Here is a 21,791-nt window from a genome sequence, read left to right as displayed (position 1 = left end):
ATTATCCGGTTCATGGCTCAATTTACCCCCAGTAGTGGGCTAACCCACCTTACATAAATTCACTTTTTTTGATATCATTTAAGGTTAACTGGTAAATTGAGAATTTACACTTATCCGAGCGGCATTTTCCACCCTAAGACTCAGATAAATCAGTAAAAACTACTACGGAATGGGGCGATGAAAAAATCACTATTGGTCAGTGCGGCAGTATTTTTGATGGCAGGATTTGGCGCGACCCCCGAACCTGCACCCGTCAGGGCGCAAAACCGGGGGGCGAGTGTGGTCCAACTGGGGAATGAGGTGTCGAACAGCCAGATAACTCCTGCGGAATTAGAATTGCTGAGTACGGGAGGAGAACCGAAGCTGAAACTAGAGTTTATTCCGCCAGCCATTGGGGCAGAAGAACGGCTGAAAATGAGCGTGGATATGAACTTAAATATGGCGATCGCCGGTCGTCCGATGCCTTCTTTTGAAATGCCGACAATGGAGATGAGCTTTCAGAGCAAAGTTACCCAAGTAGACAACAATGGCGATGTTTATTTAGAGTTAATTTGTGCCGATGCCAATTTTGCCGACGCCGCCAGCTTCCCCCCGGAGGTGATGGAACAAATGCGATCGCAAATGCAGCAGTTTATCGGTTTAAAAAGCTCCTTTGTCATCGACGCTGCAGGTCATACGAAAGATATTAGCTTTGATTTTCCCCCTAATACCGACCCTAACGCGATGCGAATGTACGAGCAAATGTTTGCCTCTTTGAGCGAACTTTCTGCCCCTAGTCTGGATGAAGCGATCGGCATCGGCGCGCAATGGCAAGTCACCGCTTCAGTTCCCACGGGAAGCGGCATTAATGTGGTGCAAGTTTCTACCTATGAGGTGGTGGATTTGCAGGATAATTTGATGACAATTGATTTTGAAACTCAACAACAAGCCGATCCGCAAAACATGAGCTTGCCGGGAATGCCACCCAATGCTAAGGTGAATTTAACGGCATATGAAGGTCAGGGAGAAGGTCAAATAGCGATTGAGGTGGGAAAAATTATGCCGATTCGCGCTCAGCTTTCAATGGCTACTAATAGCGCCATGCAGATTACAGTTATTGAAGGCGGCAAAGAAGAACAAACCACGATGGATTCTAATGTGTTGATGCAAATTAATTTAGAATCGAATTGATTGGCATGGGGTGTTTTGAGGCGTAGGGTGGGCATTGCCCACCCTCCCTTTGATGGGGGTAAAGCGCAGCTATTCGGCATTTTGGCGGGCGTAATTGAGGTTTTTTTGATATTCAATTACTTTTTGTTGAGCGGTTTGGTGATTGGCGCTGGATTCGGGAACCGCTTGCATTAGCGCGATCGCTTCTTCCCATTGAGTGGTAACCTGTTGCCAAGCTGGCGCTGTATTTGCCTTTTGTGTCAGAACCGCCGCATTCATCGCGGTATTGAGACCTTCTTGAAACAATTCCGACGGGGATAAGGAGGCGATCGCCCGTCGTTCGGTTTTGATAATAAACTCAACCCGACGATTCTTTTTTCTTCCCTCGGGATTATCCGTGCCATCTGGCTTATAATTGTCCGCAATCGGTTGACTTTCCCCCATTCCTTTGGTTTGAATTCGCGTGAGTTCTACATCAAACTGATTCACGAAATAATATTTAACGGCGGCGGCTCTTTTTTCGGAAAGCTGCTGGTTGTAATGTTCGTCCCCTTTGCTATCGCTATGCCCGTACACGAACAGTTGCGCGTCGCGGAAGTGCTGCAATAGTTGATGAATTTTCTCTAACGAGGGTTTGGCGGCGGCGAGAACCTGGTATTTATCGAATTCAAATAAAATATGCTCGGGCAGATTAAATTTAATCCCTTCGATGGTGGTTTCTGCCTTTAATTCTTCCAGCATTTCCTCTACTTCCGTAGGGGTAAGGATGACCTGTTGGTCTAAAATTCGGGTGGCATCGATGGGACTGGTGCTATCTTGTGCGATCTCCCTTGGCGCTGGGGTGGGAGGATTGTCGGCGGGGAGGGGTTCGGAAAGGGTTGCCGCTTCCGCACTCTGCGTCAGGGATAGGCGATCGGCGGTTTTTTCCGATGCCGAGGGGGAAGGTGATGGGGAAACGGTGGGGGTATTTTCCGATGCGGTGCTGGCGGTTTCGGTTTTGTTGGGGGTTGCTGAAGAAGGAGAAGGTTTTTGTGCGACTGGCGTGCTTTCACATGCAGCACACAGCACCGAGATGCTTGCTAAAATTGACAAGATTCGACGAGTCATGGCTGCGCCCTAATGTGGAATTTTTATTTATTATTTTACTACAGTTGGGTCGGTTTTGTCACGCTTTTTCCGTGAAGAATTATTAAAAAAATCGCCCTTGGCAATGCGTTGTCCTCGGGTAAATTACGCAAATTAGATGTTTTGGATGAGGGAAGTTTCCCGGAAATTGGGAAAGATTTATTTGTATCCTCTGAGGGGGGTAGGATTATTCTGGGAAGCGATCGCGGTGGTGACGGGATATTTTGGGGGGAAATTTTCCCGGGCATCCATAAAAGGCGATCGGGCGAAGCCAAATTTCGGTAAAATCGAAAGGCGACTCGATCGCAAATCAAGCCCCTAGCGCAGTTCTCCGGTTCAACGATGACCCCAATCACAATTGATTTTCTCAGTCAACTCAACCCCAACCAACGACGCGCCGCCGAACACTTTTGCGGTCCCTTGCTAGTGGTGGCGGGGGCGGGTTCTGGCAAAACTCGGGCGCTGACCTATCGGATTGCCAATCTGATACGCACCCAGCAAGTCCATCCGGACAATATTCTCGCGGTGACTTTCACGAATAAAGCGGCGCGGGAGATGAAGGAACGGATCGAAAAGATATTTGCCGATGCCTATGCTCTGCAAAAATACGAAAAGCCGTTGGTGGCGTTGGAACCGGCGGAACAAACCCAGGTGCGATCGCGGGTGTGGAAAAGCACCATCAAACCCCTGTGGATCGGCACTTTCCACTCCCTGTGCGCCCGAATTTTGCGCTACGATATCGACAAATATAAAGACGAAAATGGTCGCGAGTGGACTCGCAGCTTCTCCATTTTTGATGAAAGCGACGCGAAAAGCCTAATCAAAGAAATCGTCACCAAACAGATGAATTTGGATGACAAAAAATTCAATCCGCGTAAAGTGCGCTACGAAATTAGTGGGGCGAAAAACAAAGGCTGGACCGCGCGCGATGTAGTGGAAGACCAACCGAACCCTCGGGGACGGATTATCGCCGAAGTTTACAACCGCTATCAAGATGGGCTAGCAGCAAATAACGCTCTCGACTTCGACGATTTGATTCGGATTCCCGTGGAACTGTTTCGGAAAAATTCCACCGTGCTAGACTACTGGCACCGACAGTTTCATCACATTTTAGTGGATGAATATCAAGATACAAACCGCACCCAGTATGATTTAATTCGCTTGCTGGCCACCAACGGGGAACCGGCAAAATCCTTTAATCAATGGAGCGATCGCTCGATTTTTGTCGTCGGCGATGTAGACCAATCAATTTACAGTTTTCGCATGGCCGATTTTACCATTTTGCTGGAATTTCAGCAAGACTTTGGCGATGGATTGCCCGACGAAGAGACCCAAACCTTAATCAAACTCGAAGAGAATTATCGTTCGCGGGAAAACATCCTGCAAGTGGCCAACCAACTGATTGAAAAAAATACCGAACGCATCGAAAAAGTGCTGCGCCCGACCCGAGGGGAAGGCGAAACCATTTTATCCCACCGTACCGAAAACGAAATCGACGAAGCGGAATTTGTGGTGAATCAAATTCGGATGCTGCACGCCCAGCATCCGGAATTAGACTTAAACGCCTTTGCGATTTTATATCGCACCAACGCGCAATCGCGACCCTTTGAAGATGTATTGGTCAGGACGGACCTGCGCTATCGCGTTGTGGGGGGACTGCGATTTTACGATCGCAAAGAAGTCAAAGATGTGTTAGCCTACCTCAGAGCGATCGCCAATCCCGCCGATAGCATTAGCTTGCGAAGAATTATCAACACTCCCAAACGCGGAATCGGCAAAACCACCCTCGACAAACTCGAAGCCGTCGCCCAAGAACTCGGCGTCCCCTTGTGGGAAATTATCAGGGATGAAACCTCGGTGAAAACCATTGCCGGAAGGTCCGCCAAATCGGTGATTGAATTTGCCCAAATCATCAAAAACTGGCAAGCCGAAACCCACACCTTACCCGCCCTAGAAATCGTCCAAGGCGTCATTGACGATTCCGGCTATATTGCTGCCTTGAAAAACGAAGGAACCGACGAAGCCGAAAATCGCATCGGCAACGTGGAACAACTTTATAGCGCCATCATGCAATACGCCGAGGAACAAGAAGACGAATCCTTAGCGGGGTTTCTCGCCAATGCATCTCTCGCCAGCGATTTAGACAGCTTAGGAGAAGGGGAAGAAGCGGTTTCGTTACTCACCTTACATGCTGCCAAAGGGTTAGAATTTCCAGTAGTGTTTATGGTGGGCATGGAAGACGGATTATTTCCCAATTTCCGCAGTCTGAACGATGCCCGGGCATTAGAAGAAGAACGACGACTCTGTTATGTGGGAATTACCCGCGCCCAAGAACGATTGTTTTTGACTCATGCGGCGCAACGGCGCTTGTGGGGGTCCTACGAAACCACTCGTCCTTCGCGATTTTTAGCCGAATTACCGCGCGAATTGCTGCAAGGAAATGCCGTGGCTAAACCGCGCCGCCAGCGCCGCATTCCCACCGGAAACCGGGGTAAAGGTGCGGCGGCGGGGGCGGTGGATTGGAACGTGGGGGATTTGGTGATTCACGATACCTTTGGCGCGGGAGAAGTGTCCCATGTTTTCGGTTCGGCAGGTAAAATTTCTTTGGCGATTAAATTTCCCCGGGGGGGACAGAAAATTATCGATCCGCGCACAGCGCCTATGGAAAAATTAAACTAGAATTTGCGGGTGGAGGGGCGAAAATATGGGTCAAAAATGCCCCTTTTTCCCGCGACAAGGCAGGATCTACCACTTACACGAAAAGAATGGAAAGAGGTTTAATTTGGTTGCCGTTGCTGGCCCTGTTTATCGGGTTGGCGTGGGCGGGTTGGAACGAATATCAGAAAGTGGAAGCCTATCGCAGTTGGGCGCAGCAGTTCGATCGCGCGAAGTACGATATTTATGCGGTACTCGGACAGCGTGGCGATCGCATTACTTGGGGAAAACCCACCCGTAGCGGTCCGGTGGATTTAAGCGGATTTTCCCTGCAAGCGGTAAAATCGATAAAGATGTGGGTGGACGAACAGCCGGTGGACCTGGAACGACCGCCCGAAACTCTCAACGGTGGTCGCATCTACTTAGAATTTTTATTGTCCCCACCGGATAGCGCCGCGCGAATTCCGTTTACCCAAGTTTCTCTTGCCCTAGAATGGGCCAAGTATTTGCAGCAGGAGTGGCAAAAGTGGCAGGAAAAACCCCCGGATGGAACTTTATCCCAGTGAAGCGCGACGGAAAAACGCTGGCGGAGGTTTTTAGCCTGCGATCGGCGATGGATTCAATGTAAATTGAAGGTTTATTTTTTCACCAATCACAGATGATCTTACAGTCTTTCTCCTGGAAAAAATTTGGCGCGATGGTTGTTGCGGGAATGGCAACGGTTTCTACCGTTCATTTTGCAGTGGGGATGAGCGCCCCCCCGATTTTTGCCCAACAGCAACCCACCAATGCACAATTGCTAAAAACTCTGGGCGATCGCGCCTTTCCGATTTTTGCGGTAGCGGTGAGTCCGGATGCGCCGGTGGTGGTGAGTGGCAGCAATGAGGATACGATTAAGTTTTGGAATTTCAGCACTGGGGAACTGCAATACACCGCACAGGTGCATTTAGATGATGTGAGGGCGCTAGCGGTGAGTCCGAGTGGGGAACTCCTCGCCAGTGGTAGCGATGACACCACTGTGAATCTGTGGGATATGGAAACCGGACAGCTTCTCTATACCCTCTACGGTCACGATAAAGGGGTGAAATCCGTGGCATTTAGTCCCAACGGCGAGATTGTCGCCAGTGCCAGTTGGGATCGGACGATTAAATTGTGGGATGTGAATACCGGCCAAGTGATTCGCACCCTGTCGGGCCACGAGGATGGCGTGGATGCGGTGGCATTTAGTCCCGATGGCACTACCCTCGCCAGTGGCGGATTAGACCGCACCGTGCGCTTGTGGGATGCGTCTAATGGCGAATTGCTGGCGACGATTCCCGCCCACGATGACTGGGTGAGTTCCGTGGCGTTTACCCCGGATGGGGAACTGTTGGTCACCGGTAGTTACGATAATACGGTGAAAATTTGGGATGTGGCGCGCGGGGAATTGCTCGAAACCCTTCGCGGGCATGATTTCCCGGTGTACGCGATCGCCGTCACCCCCGATGGGCGCACGGTTGCCAGTGCGAGTGACGATCGCACGGTGAAACTGTGGGATATCGCCACCGGCAGAGTGCTGGACAATTTGACCGGTCACGAAAAGTCCGTGTTTGCTCTGGCAATGGATCCCGATGGCAGAGTGCTGGTGAGTGGTGGGAATGACAACACGATCAAAATTTGGGAGTTAGAGAATTGAGGATTTCTCCCGCGTAGGGTGGGTGATGCGCCGCACCCAATGGACGACGCCGGGGCATCACCCACCAAAATGCTACGTCTCGTTCAGTCTCCGTTCCCAGCATATGCTGGGAACGGGCATTCGGAGGTTCTGCCTCAAACAGATGGGGTCTACGGGGGTTATGGTTTTTTGGGTCTATCGGGAAAGGGGATCGCGCACTTGCGGGTCGGATTTCAAGGCCAGCAATGCAGTGCCGTAGGCGGCTTCCGTGTTGGCAGATGTGGCCACATTGACTCTCAGGTAGCGCTGTCGAATCGCTGTCCAGGTGGGGTTTTTGGCTCCACCGCCGGCAGTGTACACCTGTTTGAGGGTGGTGGCTCCCAGTTCTTGCAACAGTTGATAGCCGCGCGCTTCAATCCGGGCAATGCTTTCGAGTAGGCCGTGGAGAAATTCGGCGGGGGTGTCGGGACGCGGATCGAGGCGTGGGGGTAAGTTGGGGTTGTTGATGGGGAAGCGATCGCCCGGGAAGATGAGGGGGTAATATTGCAGGGGACTTTCGCGATCGGGGTTGATTTGGGCGCTCAGTTCCGTGAGCTCTGTATCGGTGAAAAATTGCCGCAATACCGCGCCCCCGGTATTGGATGCGCCGCCGGTGAGCCATAAGGTGCCTTGGCGGGCGGGAAGGGCGGGGGGGTCGAGGCGGTGGCTGTAAATGCCGTAGCGCGCATCATCCACGCGATCGCGACTCAGCAGTTTGAGGACTAAGGTAGAACCGAGGGAGGTCACGGCTTCCCCGGGTTCTCGCGCACCACTGGCGAGAAAGGCGGCGATGCTGTCAGTGGTACCGGCGCAGACATAGCACTCGGGCGGCAACTCGAAGCGATCGCCCATTTCTGCGGTGACTTCCCCAATCCGGCTTCCGGGCTTGACAATATGCGGCAAATAGGGTAAGACTTTCTGGAATAATGGCGCAATTCCTTCGAGCAACCAACTGGGATAAAAGCCGACTTGCGGATCGTAGCCGAGTTTGAGGGCGTTGTGATAGTCACTAATGCCGATTTGCCCGTGCAGCAGGAAACTCAGCCAATCCGCTTGATGCAGGAAAAATAGCCCGGTTGTAGATACGCGATGGAATGCGGAATGATGGATTCTGTCGTGGCGCGCGTACCACAGCAGTTTTGCCAAGCTAGAGGTGGCGCTGATGGCGGGATGGTTCGGCGGGGCAATGGTTTGCAAGCTGTCCATTACCGAACTTCCTCGGGCATCATTGTAGAGGATGGTTTCGGCAACTGGGGTTCCCGTGCGATCGCACAGCAAGACCGTGGAGGAGGTGCCATCAATGGCGATCGCCTTCATCTCTCGCCGGATTTCTACCGGAATTTGCTCCAATAGGTCAAATAAGGCGGTTTGCCAGCTTTCTGGGGTTTGGGTGTCTAGGGGATAGTGCGCGATCGTCTGAATCTCCGCGCCCGCGTCAATCGCGATCGCGCGCGCTCCAGAGGTGCCGAAGTCAATGCCAAGATAAAAAGCCATCTGGATATCAGCAACGGGACAATTCCTAGTGTACGCGATCGGGCTGCATTGGAAACAGTAGCGCGATCGCAAAATTTCATAATTGGCAAATCGCTTTGAGCACTTGCAGCAATTGCATCGCCGCCTCGGGATTCATTAAATTGAGTTCTGGCATAAGCTGATAACTGGGCGGATTTCCCTGCTGCATATACACAAACTGATAGTGCATTCCATTCGTCGTTAATCCCCACTCCGATTCTTGCCCACTGAGATTTTTAAAGGCATAAACCAGCAATTGAGGTAAGCCCATATAAACCGTAAATCCACTATTTTTCGCTTCGATGACCAATACCCAAAACGAGACATCTGTGCTGCTCATGGCTTTTTCTCGATTGACCGCCAAAATATCCAAGCGCCCGGTAATTTTGGTGTCTTCATCCTCAATGGTTATTTCCGCAATATCTTCTTCTAAGCTAATCTTAATCGGACTGCGATAAAATCCCGCCAACCGCATCAGGGGAAACGTGGTCAGTGCTTTCACCAATCCTTCGGAAACTTTCTCGCTATAAAGGTAGTTTTCAAAATCCTCGCGAATTTGAGCCAGTTCCTGCTGCTCGAATTCGCTGAGCGGTTCTAGGGATAATAAATCGCTGAATGAAGCAGCAGGAGAGTGCTTCTGGATTTTTAACAGGCGATGAACTTCATTTAAGGAGAGTTGTTTGGTTTGCAGGATGGTCATGGCTGGTATTGGCAAAGGGGTATTTAATTGATTGTAGCAGAAAGACGACGCAAACTTAAGTTAAAACTGAGTAAAAAATAAAAAGCGATTAAAATCGCGCCTAGGCAGGCCAAGTCCGCCTACGCGGACTAATTCGTTTGACATTTATTCATTTCAAATGGCTCGGATTGTTTGCTTGTTAATAAAAAGCGATTAAAATCGCGCCTAGGCAGGCCAAGTCCGCCGACGCGGACTAATTCGTTTGACAGATATTCATTGAAAATAGCTCGGATTGTTTGCTTGTTTAGTAATGGTTTTAGTCGGGTTTTAACCGAATTTAGCTACTAGGCGGTGATTGAACTCATCGGCGGCGAATTTACCGCAAATTCATGCGGGCAAAATGCTCTTGCAGTAACTTGTGAATAAACCGATAGCGTCCGCCCACTTCTTGCAAGAACATGCGCTGGGTGGCATATTTCAAAAACCGGGCATAATTCCAGGGAATATACCCTTTCCAATAGAGAATCAAGCGCAGGGTAAAATGTTGAATGCAGGCGGTTCCTGCTGGGGACAGACCTAAAAATAGCCCGATCGCCATGCCAATCGAAACAATTTGCACGGTGTCTGCAAGGGAGAGTGAAACAGCGGAGATCGCCTCGGTTTGGGCAAATAACATTGCAAACAGATGCTTGCGTGCCAGAAAAGCAATTCCTCCCATCGAGATTGCCCCCAAAACCGCAAAAAACAGAGCATTTTTGAACGACTGCTTTATTCCTTGATTTGGGTGTTTGGGACGTTCGATTTCCGGACTGGTTATTTCAAAAGTCAACAGGAAAACTGGCCCCATTAGTGGAATTATCCAGTAGGGCAAAGGCAATCCGGCAAATCCCGGCAAAATCCAAAAAATAACCTTCACAATTGGCCATGATATTAGTCCACAAATCAATCCCACCCCGATAGATTTTAAAATTTTTACCTTAGACTGGAGGAGAGTGGCAACGGGTTTGATGTGCAGCTCTTTGCCAAAGGTTAAAAATACCCAAAGGCCAAAGAAAAATCCGTAAAATAGGGCGATTACGACCAAGAGAAAAAACCAAACAATGGCAGAGAGTTGAATGTGATTCCCCAGAAACACAAGGGCGTGAATTCCGCTAATGATTCCGCCAGCGATTAATCCATAAATGGCAGAAACGCCGAACCGATACAGGCGTCGATTGACAAGATTCGGCAGCAACAGGGGTTGCATGTCTTCAATGGCAAAGTTAGCCAATTCTGTTTGGGAAAAGCGGTCTAGTGTTTTCGCCAACCAGATGAGAAAATGCCGGGTTTGCTTAGCACTGGGGGGGCGATTGTGCGGGAAACGGAGGGGTTTAAGGGGTCGCTCTAGCATCTGTTGAATATAAGTATCGAGTAAATACTCCTGGCGGGATTCATTGGTGGTTAATTGCTGCCAATGTTGTAGGGAAATATGACGATAAGCTAAGGCGATCGCGCTCAAAAATAAAGGAACTCGGGCTAATTTGAACAAAGCGCGATCGCCTTGAATTTTTGGCCATATTTTCTCTCTATCTACTATCTGTAAATAGTCTTTGATTTGCGAGTGGTTCAAGGGGTGCAAGCAGATAGAAGCATTCAGGTGTAATTGAATGTCCGATCGCTCGTATGCTTCGCGCCGACTGCAAACCACCAGGGCGGGCGATCGCATTTCGCCGTGCAAAAATTGATTAATTGCTCTCACGCCGGGTTCTTGTCGCCCGGATTCCAGTTCATCCAACCCATCTAACAAGGGTAACAACTGACCCGTTTTCAGCCATTGTTTGCCAAGTTTTGGCTTAATATCATATTTATTCTGAAGTTCAACCGCGATCCAGTCTCCGATTCCTTGGGTATCCTCTTGCCAAGTGGCGAGATTTAAGAGAATTGGCATCGGTTCTGTTGCGACTTTCATCGCGCGATCGCACAATTCTCGTGCCAGTTCCAACAACGTGGTGGTTTTCCCGCTACCGGGAGCACCCAAAATCAGCAATTTTCCCCCAATACTCTCTTTATCAAACACATCCACAATATCCATCCAATCGGGCAACATCTCGGGGGTGCGATCGCCCACTTTTACCTCCACATCCCACTGTCGCTTCACCTGCTGTAGTTGATGCTCTTTCCCCACATTTGTCAACAACCCTCCATGCAAAGATTGCTCTAACCGACTCTCGATTTCTGCATTAACTTTTTTGAGCAAATCTTTGCGATATGGCGCATCCGATCGGGCGAAAAATTGCCGCCACAACTCCCACCACTTTCCTCCCGCCAAGGGTTGAGGCGCAACGGCGATCGGTTGGTTGCGCCCGCGCAATTCACCCCAGGTGGGCGGTTCCATTGCTGGATGTTGATAGATAACCGGCACCCACTGAATTCCCGGATACTCTGTTTGCCAAAAATCCTTTAATTTTAACCGCGCTTCTCGCAGCGCAGCATAAAAAGAGGAACCGCGAGCAAAGGCGGTGAGAAAATATTCTAAAAAATCCTTCGCTACTTTGTCGGGGACTTTTTCTTTCATTACAATGCTTTGTGCCAGTTGCAGTTTAGCCAATTGATGCGCCAATCCCAATCCGTCGCAAGAATTAAAAATGGCGATTTGCAACCCGCCTTGGATAGCATGAGACAGAGCATTTTTTAAGTGGTCTATGGTCAATTGTTCTCGATGGTTAACTTCCAACCACCCGATTTCCCCGTTTTCGCTGGAACTGTGTCCGGCGAAGAAAAAAATATCCCATGTTACCTGGTTGCTCCACAGTCTGTGGAGTAACTGTTCTTTGCTGGGGCGTGTTAGGAATTCGATTTTGCCTCCGACGTTGCGTAACCGGGCAATTTGTTGGCGATCGAAATCGGTATCCAGATTATCGCTATTGCCCAAAACGGCTAAAATTCGCGCCCGTTTTCGGTGCGGTGGCGGCAGAGGAGGAATCGCGCGATCGGTGGTTCCACTCAAGGCAATTTCTACCTGGTTTTGGGCAAAGATATCCCACGCCATCCAGGGTAACTGTCGCAATTGTCGATGGTGGGTGATAATAATTGCGCGAATGTCGTCTGTGGAATTTAAGTGCTGCGCGATCGCATGGCGAATGGGTTGCCACTCGGCGCGATCGCCGTTGAGCCAGCAATTTAGCTGTTGTTCTAATTCTTTGGCGGCATTCTCACTGGAGTTTTTGCTTTGATTTCGCTTGTTGGCGCGGGATGTGCCTTTATCCAATCGAGCTTTAAACGCCTCTTGCCACTGGCACAACAAGTGCGGCATCTCGGAGTTTCCCGGGAGATGACCGTCAAGCTGCAAACCTCGGTTGCCATGTTGATTTAGCTTCAATCTGGCGGGAAATCCGTCCGCGAAATTGCCGTTACCAAACTCGATAGAGATATAGGCGATCATTTGAGTGAAATTACATAAACTTGTGCGAGGGTCAACCCACCCTCTGCTAGCTTAACCGATCGCCCACCGCGCGATCCAGGACTTGCCCCCTTTCCCGAGTGGGATGCCCCCACCCTACCTGCGCCCCAGAAAAACTTAAAAAAATCTAAATATTTTTCTGGCTCAGAAAGAGGGAAAATAGTTGGAAACGGTAACTAAAATTACAGCAAACCCTATGTCCCAACCAACTATCGAATCCATACTCAAGGAAAAACGACTGTTCCAACCCGGGGCAGAATTTTCCCAAAACGCGCATATCAAAAGCCTGGACGAGTATCAGCGCCTCTACGAAAAAGCAGCAGCGGATCCGCCGAAATTTTGGGCGGAATTGGCCGAAAAAGAGCTGCATTGGTTCAAAAAGTGGGATACGGTACTCGACTGGCAACCGCCGAATGCGAAATGGTTCGTGGGCGGACAAACTAATATTGCCTACAATTGCCTCGATCGCCACTTAACCACCTGGCGCAAAAACAAAGCGGCATTAATTTGGGAAGGGGAACCGGGGGACTCGCGCACCCTGACCTATGCCCAATTGCATCGGGAAGTTTGCCAGATGGCGAATGTGTTCAAGCAACTGGGGGTAAAAAAAGGCGATCGGATTGGCATTTACATGCCGATGATCCCAGAAGCAGCGATCGCAATGCTTGCCTGTGCCCGGATCGGTGCCCCCCACACGGTAGTATTCGGGGGCTTCAGCGCCGAAGCGCTCAAAGACCGGCTGGTTGACGCAGAAGCCAAACTGGTGATTACCGCCGATGGCGGGTGGCGCAAAGATGCGATCGTGCCCTTGAAAGAACAGGTGGATAAAGCCCTCGAACATGGGGTGCCCAGCGTAGATAACGTGCTGGTAGTGCAGCGTACCGGGCAAAATACTCACATGGAACCCGGGCGCGATCACTGGTGGCACGACTTGCAAGCCAATGCATCCGGCGAATGTCCCGCCGAACCGATGGAGAGCGAAGATATGCTCTTCATCCTCTACACCTCCGGCACCACGGGCAAACCGAAAGGGGTCGTTCACACCACCGCCGGCTACAACCTTTATACTCACATAACGACCCAATGGACCTTTGACCTAAAAGACACCGATGTGTATTGGTGTACTGCGGATGTGGGCTGGATTACCGGGCACAGCTACATCGTGTACGGGCCGCTGTCCAACGGGGCGACCACGGTAATGTATGAAGGTGCGCCTCGTTCCTCTAACCCGGGATGTTTCTGGGATGTGGTGGAAAAATACGGCGTCACCATTTTCTATACCGCCCCCACCGCAATTCGCGCCTTTATCAAAATGGGCGAACATCACCCGAAAGCCCGCAATCTCTCTTCCCTGCGAATCCTGGGCACTGTGGGCGAACCGATCAACCCAGAAGCCTGGGTATGGTATCATCGCGTGATTGGCAAAGAACGCTGCCCGATCGTGGATACTTGGTGGCAAACCGAAACTGGGGGCTTTATGATTACCCCCATACCCGGGGCGATTCCCACCAAACCGGGTTCCGCAACTCTGCCCTTCCCGGGGATTATCGCCGATGTAGTAGACTTGGATGGCAACCCAGTGGGTGAGAATCAAGGCGGATATTTGGCCATCAAACATCCTTGGCCGAGTATGATGCGGACGGTGTATGGCGACCCCGATCGCTTCCGTCGCACCTACTGGGAGCATATTCCGCCGAAGGATGGCCAGTATTTCTATTTTGCCGGGGATGGCGCAAGGCGCGATGAAACCGGCTATTTCTGGGTGATGGGTCGCGTGGATGACGTGATTAGCGTCTCGGGACACCGCCTGGGAACGATGGAAATCGAGTCGGCGTTGGTGTCTCACCCGGCGGTGGCGGAAGCTGCGGTGGTGGGCAAACCCGACGAACTGCGCGGCGAGGCGATCGTGGCTTTTGTCTCTGTAGAGGAAGGCTACGATGCTGGCGACGAACTGGATAAGCTGCTCAAGCAGCATGTGGTGAGTGAGATTGGTGCGTTGGCCCGTCCGGCGGAAATTCGCTTTACGGACGATTTGCCGAAAACGCGATCGGGTAAGATCATGCGTCGCTTGCTGCGAAATCTGGCCGCAGGTCAGGAAATCGCCGGCGATACTTCTACCCTGCAAGACCGGAGTGTGTTAGATAAGTTGCGTTCTGGCGCGTAAGCCGATCGTCGCTTGGGGGTTTGCAAGGGCGGGGAATTCATTCCCCGCCCGTAGGACTTCCGCAAATTGACCCGATAAGAACTACCTGTAGGGTGGGCAACGAGTTGCCCACCCTACCTGTAAGGTAGAGGCAAAAAATTCCTCGTATTCCCCGGCGAATGGGCAGGGAATTTCCCGCAAATGGGAATTTTTCTGATATCATGTAGCCCAGCGCTTTTCATTGCAGGGTGTCCAGGCTTTTCGCGCGCTTCAATTCGGTGTGAGGAGATTTTACCACAATGAGTCAACACTATCGCAATTTTATCTGGGGAATTCCGCTCTGGGTGGGATTTGAGGCTCTCCTGGGTTTGGCAACACATGCAATGCCCCTCCCCTCTGTGGCACCTGCCCCAGGGGACTCGGCAGGGTTGTGGCCCCCGGGGACTCCCTCTGCTCAGGGCAATCTGGATGCAGGGCCTCTGGAACGGGTGAATTCGGTGTCGAACCTGCGGGATGTGACGCCGACGGATTGGGCGTTTCAGGCGTTGCGATCGCTCTCGGAGCGCTACCAGTGTTTGTTGGGCTACGATGATGGCACCTATCGCGGCAATCGGGCGATGACCCGCTATGAATTTGCCGCCAGTTTGAATGCCTGTCTCCTGCGAATTCAAGACCTCATCGATACTATCGATCCGTTACCGCCAGAGGAACTGGTAGATATCCGCCGCCTGCAATCGGAATTTGCCGCCGAATTGGCAACCCTGCGCGGGCGGGTGGATGCATTGGAAGTTCGCACCGCACAACTGGAAGCGAATCAGTTCTCTCCCACCACGAAACTGGGCGGGGAAGTGCTGATGGCACCGGTGGATGCATTTGGCGATCGCGGCGAAACTACTGCAGGCGGCGAAGATACGGAGTTATCTTTTGGATACCGCATGCGGCTAACTTTGGATACTAGCTTTACCGGGCGCGATCGCCTCCGAACTCGCTTGGAAGCGATCGAAATGGCTGAGTTGGACGATACCACCGGCACCGCAATGGCTCGCCTGGGGTTCGATGGGGACAGCGATCGCGCCTTTGAACTCGATCGCCTGGAATATCGCTTCCCCGTGGGCGATCGACTCCGCCTCTGGGTCGGCGCAGTCGGTGTAGGCCAAGATGATATCCTCCCCACGATTAATCCCTTGTTTGAAAGCAGTGGCAGTGGGGCACTTTCTCGCTTCGCCCGCCGCAACCCCGCTATATTCCGTCAACCCGACGGTTCCGGTATCGGGTTTGAATATACACTCAGCGAGTTCCTCTCCCTGCACGGCGCGTATCTCGCAGACAATGCCGCTACCCCCACCTCCACCAAGGGCCTGTTTGATGGACCTTACAGCGCTAGCGCACAAGTTACCTTTTCTCCAGTAGATACCTTCGATATCGCTCTGTCTTACCTGAATGCTTACTATCCCGCCGGCGAGGTGAATCTCTCGGGCAGTACCGGCAGTAACAATGCCCGCCGCCCCTTTACCGACGATATAGCTACTTCTGCCAATCACTTCGGCATCCAAGCCAGTTGGCAACTGCAACCTCTCACGATTGCCGGTTGGGTGGGTCTGTCTTACGCAGAAGCGCGGGTGAGCGATAATGGCGTGAGTGAAGGGGATAATGCTACCCTGTTTAATTGGACGGTGAATGTGGGCGTGCCGGATTTAATTAAAGAAGGCAGTTTGCTCGGATTTATCGTCGGTCAACCGCCCAAGGTGACGGATAATGATTTCAATGCCCGGGAAGATGAGGATACCTCCTTGCATTTCGAGGCGTTATTCCGCTATCCAATTACCGATAATATCAACATCACTCCCGGCGTTTTCCTGATTACCCATCCGGAACATAATTCCGATAATAACACCATTTGGGTGGGTACGGTTCGCACGGAGTTTGATTTTTAATCCCCCTGCCATCGCCTGGTTTTCTAAATGTGAGAATTGAGAATCGAGAATTGCCTTAATTCTTAATTGTCAATTCTCAATTGTTAATACTTAATTTATCTCCCCCGCAAATTACCACAGGAATTACCACAAAAATGATAAATTGTCAATCCCCATTGCGGATTGCAAAGAGGGTTCCCAGAAAAAGTTTCTCATTGTTAATTGGTATTTATTGATTTGAGAGGTAGCACCGCGTATAGGAGGAAAACGCACCTCGAGGGCAAGGTAAGAAGAAAGGTAGCAACTTGAATAAAAATCTCCCTATTTGTTAGCTAAACCTCAATATTGATTACCCCCAATCGAGTTGTATCGAGTTTTAGGTTACAAGTTTCATCAAATTGGCTACAGGTTTTTGATTGACAAAAAAGTTTTATTGTGATAAAGCAAGCATCATCCATCTCTTTGTATCCACCAACCCTTTAACTCGTAAGGCATTCAGCATTTTTGCCCTTAACCCGAGGTAAGGGGAAGCCGAGGCACCCCGCAACCAACCCGTGGATATTGCCACAGAACCAATCAGGAAATTATCACCAAGAAACTCTTGACATTCAGACAAGGAATCGGTCAAGATATGTCTAACGATATAGCGCCTAAAAAATGGCTAAAATTGCGATAGTAATGCAAGTAAAATAGCTGTAAATTAACCCCAAACCGCATTTCTTGCTCACGTCATCAGGGAAAATTGTGTCACCCATGAAGCTACAACTAGCGTTCGTGCGAATCAGTCAAACACCGATCGCTGCTTCTACACCCGTTTTCAGACAATTCCCCTTCATCGACCCCTCGGATGAAGCGGAACGGAAAATCGTGGCTACAGTGGCGATCGCTCCCCTTATTTCCTCCACCCTAACCCGCCTGACACCCAAAGCATCCTCCGCTTTTTTGAGGGTCACTCCTCCATTGAAAGGATATTTCCTGTTGCCCGCTGATGTCTAAGTCTCAACCCCTAACCGTTGCCCACTCCCAGCAGTTCCCAGAGTGGTTGCACGAACAGCAAATTAGCCTTGCCTTCACCACCTATCAAACCAATCGGTTATTCCTCATCGGATTGCACCCCGATGGGAGACTTTCCGCAGTCGATCGCGAATTTGACCGTCCGATGGGGCTTTTTGCCACTCCGGAACGGCTGGTGATGAGTACCCACTATCAAATCTGGCAGTTCGATAACCTCTGTCGCCCGGAAGTCGGAGTCAGCGATTATTTAGAATACGACAAACTCTACGTTCCCCGCGTCGGCTATACCACCGGCGACATCAACACTCACGATGTGATTGTAGACAAAGACGAGAACTGGGTGTTTGTCAACACTCAATTTAGCTGTCTCGCCACCCGCGATCGCGACTGCAGTTTTCGCCCGATTTGGCAACCGCCCTTTATCTCCTCCCTCGCCGCCGAAGATCGCTGTCACCTCAACGGATTGGCAATGGTAGACGGCGAACCCGCCTATGTCAGCGCCTGTTCCCAAACCGACAGTCCCACCGAATGGCGACAACAGCGACAAGAGGGCGGCTGCATTATCAATATCCGGTCGAACGAAATCGTTTGCAGGGGCTTAACCATGCCCCACTCGCCCCGGGTTTACCAAGAGAAACTCTGGATCCTCAACTCCGGGACTGGTGAATTCGGCTATGTGGAGTCCGGACAATTTCACCCGGTCAGTTTTTGCCCCGGATTTGTGCGCGGATTGGCATTTTATCGCAATTTTGCCTTTGTCGGACTTTCCAAACCCCGACATAACAACTTTCAAGGGTTGGCATTAGACGATCGCCTCTCAACCCAGCAGCAACAAGCTCAATGCGGATTGATGGTTATCGATCTCAACAGCGGCCAAATCGTTCACAAGCTGCTGTTTGAAACCATCGTTACAGAATTATACGACATTGCCGTATTGCCCGGAGTGCGGCAACCGATCGCATTAGGATTTCACACTGACGACATCGAACGATTGGTGACGTTTCCGGGTTCTGGACGCATTGTATCCACCCGCCCCGGCATTCATCAAGTCCCGGAAATCCAGGTCAAAGTTATCGAATCCGAGGAACCCAGAACAACCGCGCCTCGGAAACGTCCCCCCCTCAAAATGGCAGTGGTGCAGTTCGATCGCGGCAGGCAATTGCAAAAACAAGGCAAATTAAAAGAAGCAGTAGCTTGCTTTCGTAAAGCGATTACCCTGGATCGCAACTATACCGCTGCCTACAATAACTTGGGAAATCTCCTGCAATCTCAGGGGAAAACGGAAGAAGCGATCGCCTGTTACCAGAAAGCCCTGGAACTCAATCCCAGCTTAGCACCGGCTCACTGCAACTTAGGCAGTGCGAGACAAATGCAAGGGGAAATTGAAGCAGCGATCGCCAGCTATCGGGAAGCCCTGCGCCTCAAACCGGATTTCGTGCAAGCGCACCACAACCTAGCCCAACTCTTGGAAGCAGTAAAAGCCGCAGATAAAACCGCTGAAAATACCGAGGTGAAAACGGCGATCGCGCCCCCAAGTGCTACCCCTGCTGCACCCACAGCAACCGCCCCAGTTTCCCACCCTTTGCCCAAAGTTTCTTTAATCATGACGGCGTACAATACTGCGGCTTATATCGAAGAAGCGATCGCCTCGGTTCTGGCGCAAACCTATCAAGATTGGGAGTTAATTATCTGGGATGATGGATCGAAAGACGAAACTCCATCCATTGCCCGTGCTTATGCCGAACGAGACCCCCGCATTCGGTTTTATGGCAAACCCCATCGCGGCTATTCCCCTGCCTTAATTTCCAGTTTCAACCTCGCCCGAGGCGACTATTTCGGTTGCGTAGATTCCGATGACATTCTCGCCCCCACTGCCCTAGAAGAAACCGTAGCAATTTTAGACAGCGATTCCGATTTAGGAGTAGTTTATACCGACCATATCGATATGGATGCCAGTGGCAACAAGCAGGGGTTAAATTATCGCGCTTCAATTCCCTACTCCCCCGAAACATTGCTGCGAGATTTTATCACCTTTCACTTTCGGTTGATGCGGCGGCAAGTCTTTGAAGCGGTTGGCGGTTTCAATCTTGAATTTCAATCGGCTCCCGATTATGATTTGTGTTTGCGATTGTCGGAAATGACTCAGTTTTACCACTTAGCCAAACCGCTGTATTTCTATCGGCAGCGCCCCCAGCAAATCACTCAATCCAGGTCCGTCAAATATCAAGCGGTTTACAACCTCACCCCAGACAATCTTGCCCCTTACGATGCCTTCACTTTTCCCAGCTTGCAAAAACGCTGGCAAACCCAAAGACAACGGGGCGAACTCATCGGCATTTCCGCCACCATTGACAATCGCATGGTGGGCATGGTTATTGCAGAAATCATCCCCGAATCCCAGAATCCCGCCACCACCTATGCCAGCATTCTCTCCTGTTTTGTCGTTCCCGATGCGCAACAGCAAGGCATCGGCACTACTCTGATAAACCACTTAGAAAAAGAACTGAGAAAAATCGGCTGTCAGCAGATTGAAATGACTTATAAAAGCAGCGAATTGACCACCCTTGCCTTGGAACCTTTGTTGCAAAAACTCGGCTGGTTGCCGCCAAAAACCACCTTTATTCTGGCTCAAACCACCACCGCCAAAATTGCCGAAGCCCCTTGGCTGTACAAGTATCCCTTACCCGATTCCTTTACCGTCTTTCCCTGGGTAGAATTAACGGCAAAAGACCGCCAAACTCTTCTCGAAAAAGGAGGATATCCGCCATCACTCAATCCCTTTTTAGATGAAGCCCGTCTGGAACCGATGAATAGTTTGGGATTGCGCCATCAAGGAGAAGCGATCGGCTGGATCGTCACTCACCGCGTCGCCCCCGATACCATTCGTTACTCCAGCTTATTCGTGGGTGCAAAATATCAAAAACTCGGACGCGGAATCTCTCTGCTCTCCCAGTCGATTCAACAGCAAATCGCCAGTGAAATTGAAAATTGCACCTTATCAGTCGCCTGGGAGAATCAACCGATGAGCAAGTTCTTAGAACGACATTTGCGGCCCTATTTAACGGGCATTGGTGTGTCTCGCCAAGCCGTGAAACCGTTAACCCCTTAAATTCAAATGGATGAGCCAATGAAACCCTCCCGATCCCCTCCTGCCTCCCAAATTGCCCATCTGGGGAAATTCCCAACCCCCCATACCCAACTCAAATCCAACTCGCATTCAACTGTCCATTAAACATTACCCCTTGATTAACAATTATGCCGATTTTCAACACCGCTGTCCCCATCCCCTTCGGTCTCAATGATGTGGGGAGTCAGGCCGCCCCCACCTTCGTGGATATCGACAACGATGGGGATTTAGATGCCTTCATTGGGAACAGTGACGGCAACACCCGCTACTTTGAGAATACCGGCAGCGCCACCGCCCCTGTCTTTGCCGCCCCCCAAACCGACCCCTTCGGTCTTGCTGATGTGGGGACTTATGCCACCCCCACCTTCGTGGATATCGACAACGACGGGGATTTAGATGCCTTCATTGGGCAGATTTTCGGCAACACCCGCTACTTTGAGAATACTGGCAGCGCCACTGCCCCTACCTTTGCCGCCGCTGGCGTCAACCCCTTCGGTCTCACTAAGGTGGGGTTTTATGCCTCCCCCACCTTAGTGGATATCGACAACGACGGGGATTTAGATGCCTTCATTGGGAACAGTAACGGCAACATCCGCTACTTTGAGAATACCGGCAGCGCCACCGCCCCTGCCTTTGCCACCGCCCAAACCGACCCCTTCGGCCTCAATGATGTTGGGTTTTCTGCCACCCCCACCTTGGTGGATATTGACAAAGATGGGGATTTAGATGCCTTCATTGGGAACAGTGACGGCAACACCTCCTACTTTGAGAATACCGGCAGCGCCACCGCCCCTGCCTTTGCCACCGCCCAAACCAACCCCTTCGGCCTTATAAAAGTGGGGTCTTATGCCAACCCCAGCTTGGTGGATATCGACAACGACGGGGATTTAGATGCCTTGATTGGGGCACGTGACGGCAAAACCTCCTACTTTGAAGATATCACACCCATCGTCAGCATCGCCCCAGGTACCACCCCCGCAGAAGGCGGCGCAACCGCCGGCACTTTTACCCTCACCCTCTCCGAGACTGCCACCGCTGACACCACCATCAACTACACCGTCACCGGAACCGCCACCTCGGGAACCGACTACACCGCACTCTCCGGAACCGTCACCATCCCCACTGGCAGTACCACCGCCACCATCGACGTTACCCCCACTGACGATGCCATTATCGATGCCGGTGAAACAGTCATCGTCACCCTCAACACCGGAACCGGATACAACGTCGGTTCCGCCCCCAACAACACCGCCACCCTCACCATCACCGACAACGACAGCGCAGGCGTCACCATCACCCCCACTGCCACCACCGCCACCGAAGGCGGCGCAACCGGCAGCTA

At 51.2% G+C, this 21,791-nt stretch carries 14 protein-coding genes; 9 read left to right on the top strand and 5 right to left on the bottom strand.

Annotated features, from left to right (window positions below; translation table 11 throughout):
* Positions 1-177: 177 nt before the first annotated feature.
* Positions 178-1,170 (top strand): hypothetical protein, encoded by a 993-nt coding sequence (locus AC0QH1_RS26950; protein ID WP_324634549.1) that lies wholly within the window; start codon positions 178-180, stop codon positions 1,168-1,170.
* Positions 1,171-1,239: 69 nt separating this feature from the next.
* On the opposite strand, the gene AC0QH1_RS26945 is transcribed toward AC0QH1_RS26950, so the two are convergent.
* Positions 1,240-2,256 carry an OmpA family protein gene (locus AC0QH1_RS26945; RefSeq protein WP_324634548.1) on the bottom strand — a complete coding sequence of 339 codons (1,017 nt, stop codon included), beginning with the start codon at positions 2,254-2,256 and terminating at the stop codon, positions 1,240-1,242.
* Between the two features lie 177 nt (positions 2,257-2,433).
* Positions 2,434-2,583: a hypothetical protein gene (locus AC0QH1_RS26940; protein ID WP_324634547.1), complete on the bottom strand. Its 150-nt coding sequence runs from the start codon at positions 2,581-2,583 to the stop codon at positions 2,434-2,436.
* Between the two features lie 33 nt (positions 2,584-2,616).
* Here AC0QH1_RS26940 and pcrA point away from each other — a divergent pair, with 33 nt between their 5' ends.
* From pcrA to AC0QH1_RS26925, 3 genes are all read left to right on the top strand, one after another.
* A complete protein-coding gene (pcrA, locus tag AC0QH1_RS26935; protein ID WP_324634546.1) occupies positions 2,617-4,953 on the top strand; it encodes a DNA helicase PcrA in 2,337 nt (778 codons plus the stop codon).
* Positions 4,954-5,039: 86 nt separating this feature from the next.
* Positions 5,040-5,495, top strand: a complete 456-nt coding sequence (locus AC0QH1_RS26930) for a hypothetical protein (protein WP_324634545.1) — start codon at positions 5,040-5,042, stop codon at positions 5,493-5,495.
* Between the two features lie 92 nt (positions 5,496-5,587).
* Positions 5,588-6,604 (top strand): WD40 repeat domain-containing protein, encoded by a 1,017-nt coding sequence (locus tag AC0QH1_RS26925; RefSeq protein WP_324634544.1) that lies wholly within the window; start codon positions 5,588-5,590, stop codon positions 6,602-6,604.
* 174 nt (positions 6,605-6,778) lie between these two features.
* On the opposite strand, the gene AC0QH1_RS26920 is transcribed toward AC0QH1_RS26925, so the two are convergent.
* The 3 genes from AC0QH1_RS26920 to AC0QH1_RS26910 form a co-directional block, all read right to left on the bottom strand.
* Positions 6,779-8,116, bottom strand: coding sequence for an FGGY-family carbohydrate kinase (locus AC0QH1_RS26920; RefSeq protein ID WP_324634543.1), 1,338 nt, complete (start codon positions 8,114-8,116; stop codon positions 6,779-6,781).
* 76 nt (positions 8,117-8,192) lie between these two features.
* Positions 8,193-8,834, bottom strand: a complete 642-nt coding sequence (locus AC0QH1_RS26915) for a restriction endonuclease subunit R (RefSeq protein ID WP_324634542.1) — start codon at positions 8,832-8,834, stop codon at positions 8,193-8,195.
* Between the two features lie 355 nt (positions 8,835-9,189).
* Positions 9,190-12,234: a CHAT domain-containing protein gene (locus AC0QH1_RS26910; protein ID WP_324634541.1), complete on the bottom strand. Its 3,045-nt coding sequence runs from the start codon at positions 12,232-12,234 to the stop codon at positions 9,190-9,192.
* A 214-nt stretch (positions 12,235-12,448) separates the two neighbouring features.
* On the opposite strand from AC0QH1_RS26910, the gene acs reads away from it, so the two are divergent.
* From acs to AC0QH1_RS26885, 5 genes are all read left to right on the top strand, one after another.
* Complete coding sequence (acs, locus tag AC0QH1_RS26905) at positions 12,449-14,416, top strand: acetate--CoA ligase (protein ID WP_324634540.1); 1,968 nt, start codon at positions 12,449-12,451, stop codon at positions 14,414-14,416.
* A gap of 278 nt (positions 14,417-14,694) precedes the next feature.
* Positions 14,695-16,329 (top strand): iron uptake porin, encoded by a 1,635-nt coding sequence (locus tag AC0QH1_RS26900; protein WP_324634539.1) that lies wholly within the window; start codon positions 14,695-14,697, stop codon positions 16,327-16,329.
* 732 nt (positions 16,330-17,061) lie between these two features.
* Positions 17,062-17,304: a hypothetical protein gene (locus AC0QH1_RS26895; protein ID WP_324634538.1), complete on the top strand. Its 243-nt coding sequence runs from the start codon at positions 17,062-17,064 to the stop codon at positions 17,302-17,304.
* Complete coding sequence (locus AC0QH1_RS26890) at positions 17,297-20,431, top strand: TIGR03032 family protein (RefSeq protein WP_324634537.1); 3,135 nt, start codon at positions 17,297-17,299, stop codon at positions 20,429-20,431. Before AC0QH1_RS26895 ends, AC0QH1_RS26890 begins: the two co-directional genes overlap by 8 nt.
* Positions 20,432-20,577: 146 nt before the next feature.
* A partial coding sequence (locus AC0QH1_RS26885) for an FG-GAP-like repeat-containing protein (RefSeq protein ID WP_324634536.1) occupies positions 20,578-21,791 on the top strand: 1,214 nt, incomplete at its 3' end.

It is taken from the genome of Phormidium sp. CCY1219 (assembly GCF_055795085.1).
This window is presented reverse-complemented; position numbering and strand designations above follow the sequence as displayed.

What these genes read in the sequence shown, in the direction of transcription:
- AC0QH1_RS26950 (WP_324634549.1), top strand. Translation starts at nt 178, where the DNA reads ATGAAAAAATCACTATTGGTCAGTGCGGCAGTATTTTTGATGGCAGGA.
- AC0QH1_RS26945 (WP_324634548.1), bottom strand. Translation starts at nt 2,256, where the DNA reads ATGACTCGTCGAATCTTGTCAATTTTAGCAAGCATCTCGGTGCTGTGT.
- pcrA (WP_324634546.1), top strand. Translation starts at nt 2,617, where the DNA reads ATGACCCCAATCACAATTGATTTTCTCAGTCAACTCAACCCCAACCAA.
- AC0QH1_RS26930 (WP_324634545.1), top strand. Translation starts at nt 5,040, where the DNA reads ATGGAAAGAGGTTTAATTTGGTTGCCGTTGCTGGCCCTGTTTATCGGG.
- AC0QH1_RS26925 (WP_324634544.1), top strand. Translation starts at nt 5,588, where the DNA reads ATGATCTTACAGTCTTTCTCCTGGAAAAAATTTGGCGCGATGGTTGTT.
- AC0QH1_RS26920 (WP_324634543.1), bottom strand. Translation starts at nt 8,116, where the DNA reads ATGGCTTTTTATCTTGGCATTGACTTCGGCACCTCTGGAGCGCGCGCG.
- AC0QH1_RS26915 (WP_324634542.1), bottom strand. Translation starts at nt 8,834, where the DNA reads ATGACCATCCTGCAAACCAAACAACTCTCCTTAAATGAAGTTCATCGC.
- AC0QH1_RS26910 (WP_324634541.1), bottom strand. Translation starts at nt 12,234, where the DNA reads ATGATCGCCTATATCTCTATCGAGTTTGGTAACGGCAATTTCGCGGAC.
- acs (WP_324634540.1), top strand. Translation starts at nt 12,449, where the DNA reads ATGTCCCAACCAACTATCGAATCCATACTCAAGGAAAAACGACTGTTC.
- AC0QH1_RS26900 (WP_324634539.1), top strand. Translation starts at nt 14,695, where the DNA reads ATGAGTCAACACTATCGCAATTTTATCTGGGGAATTCCGCTCTGGGTG.
- AC0QH1_RS26895 (WP_324634538.1), top strand. Translation starts at nt 17,062, where the DNA reads ATGAAGCTACAACTAGCGTTCGTGCGAATCAGTCAAACACCGATCGCT.
- AC0QH1_RS26890 (WP_324634537.1), top strand. Translation starts at nt 17,297, where the DNA reads ATGTCTAAGTCTCAACCCCTAACCGTTGCCCACTCCCAGCAGTTCCCA.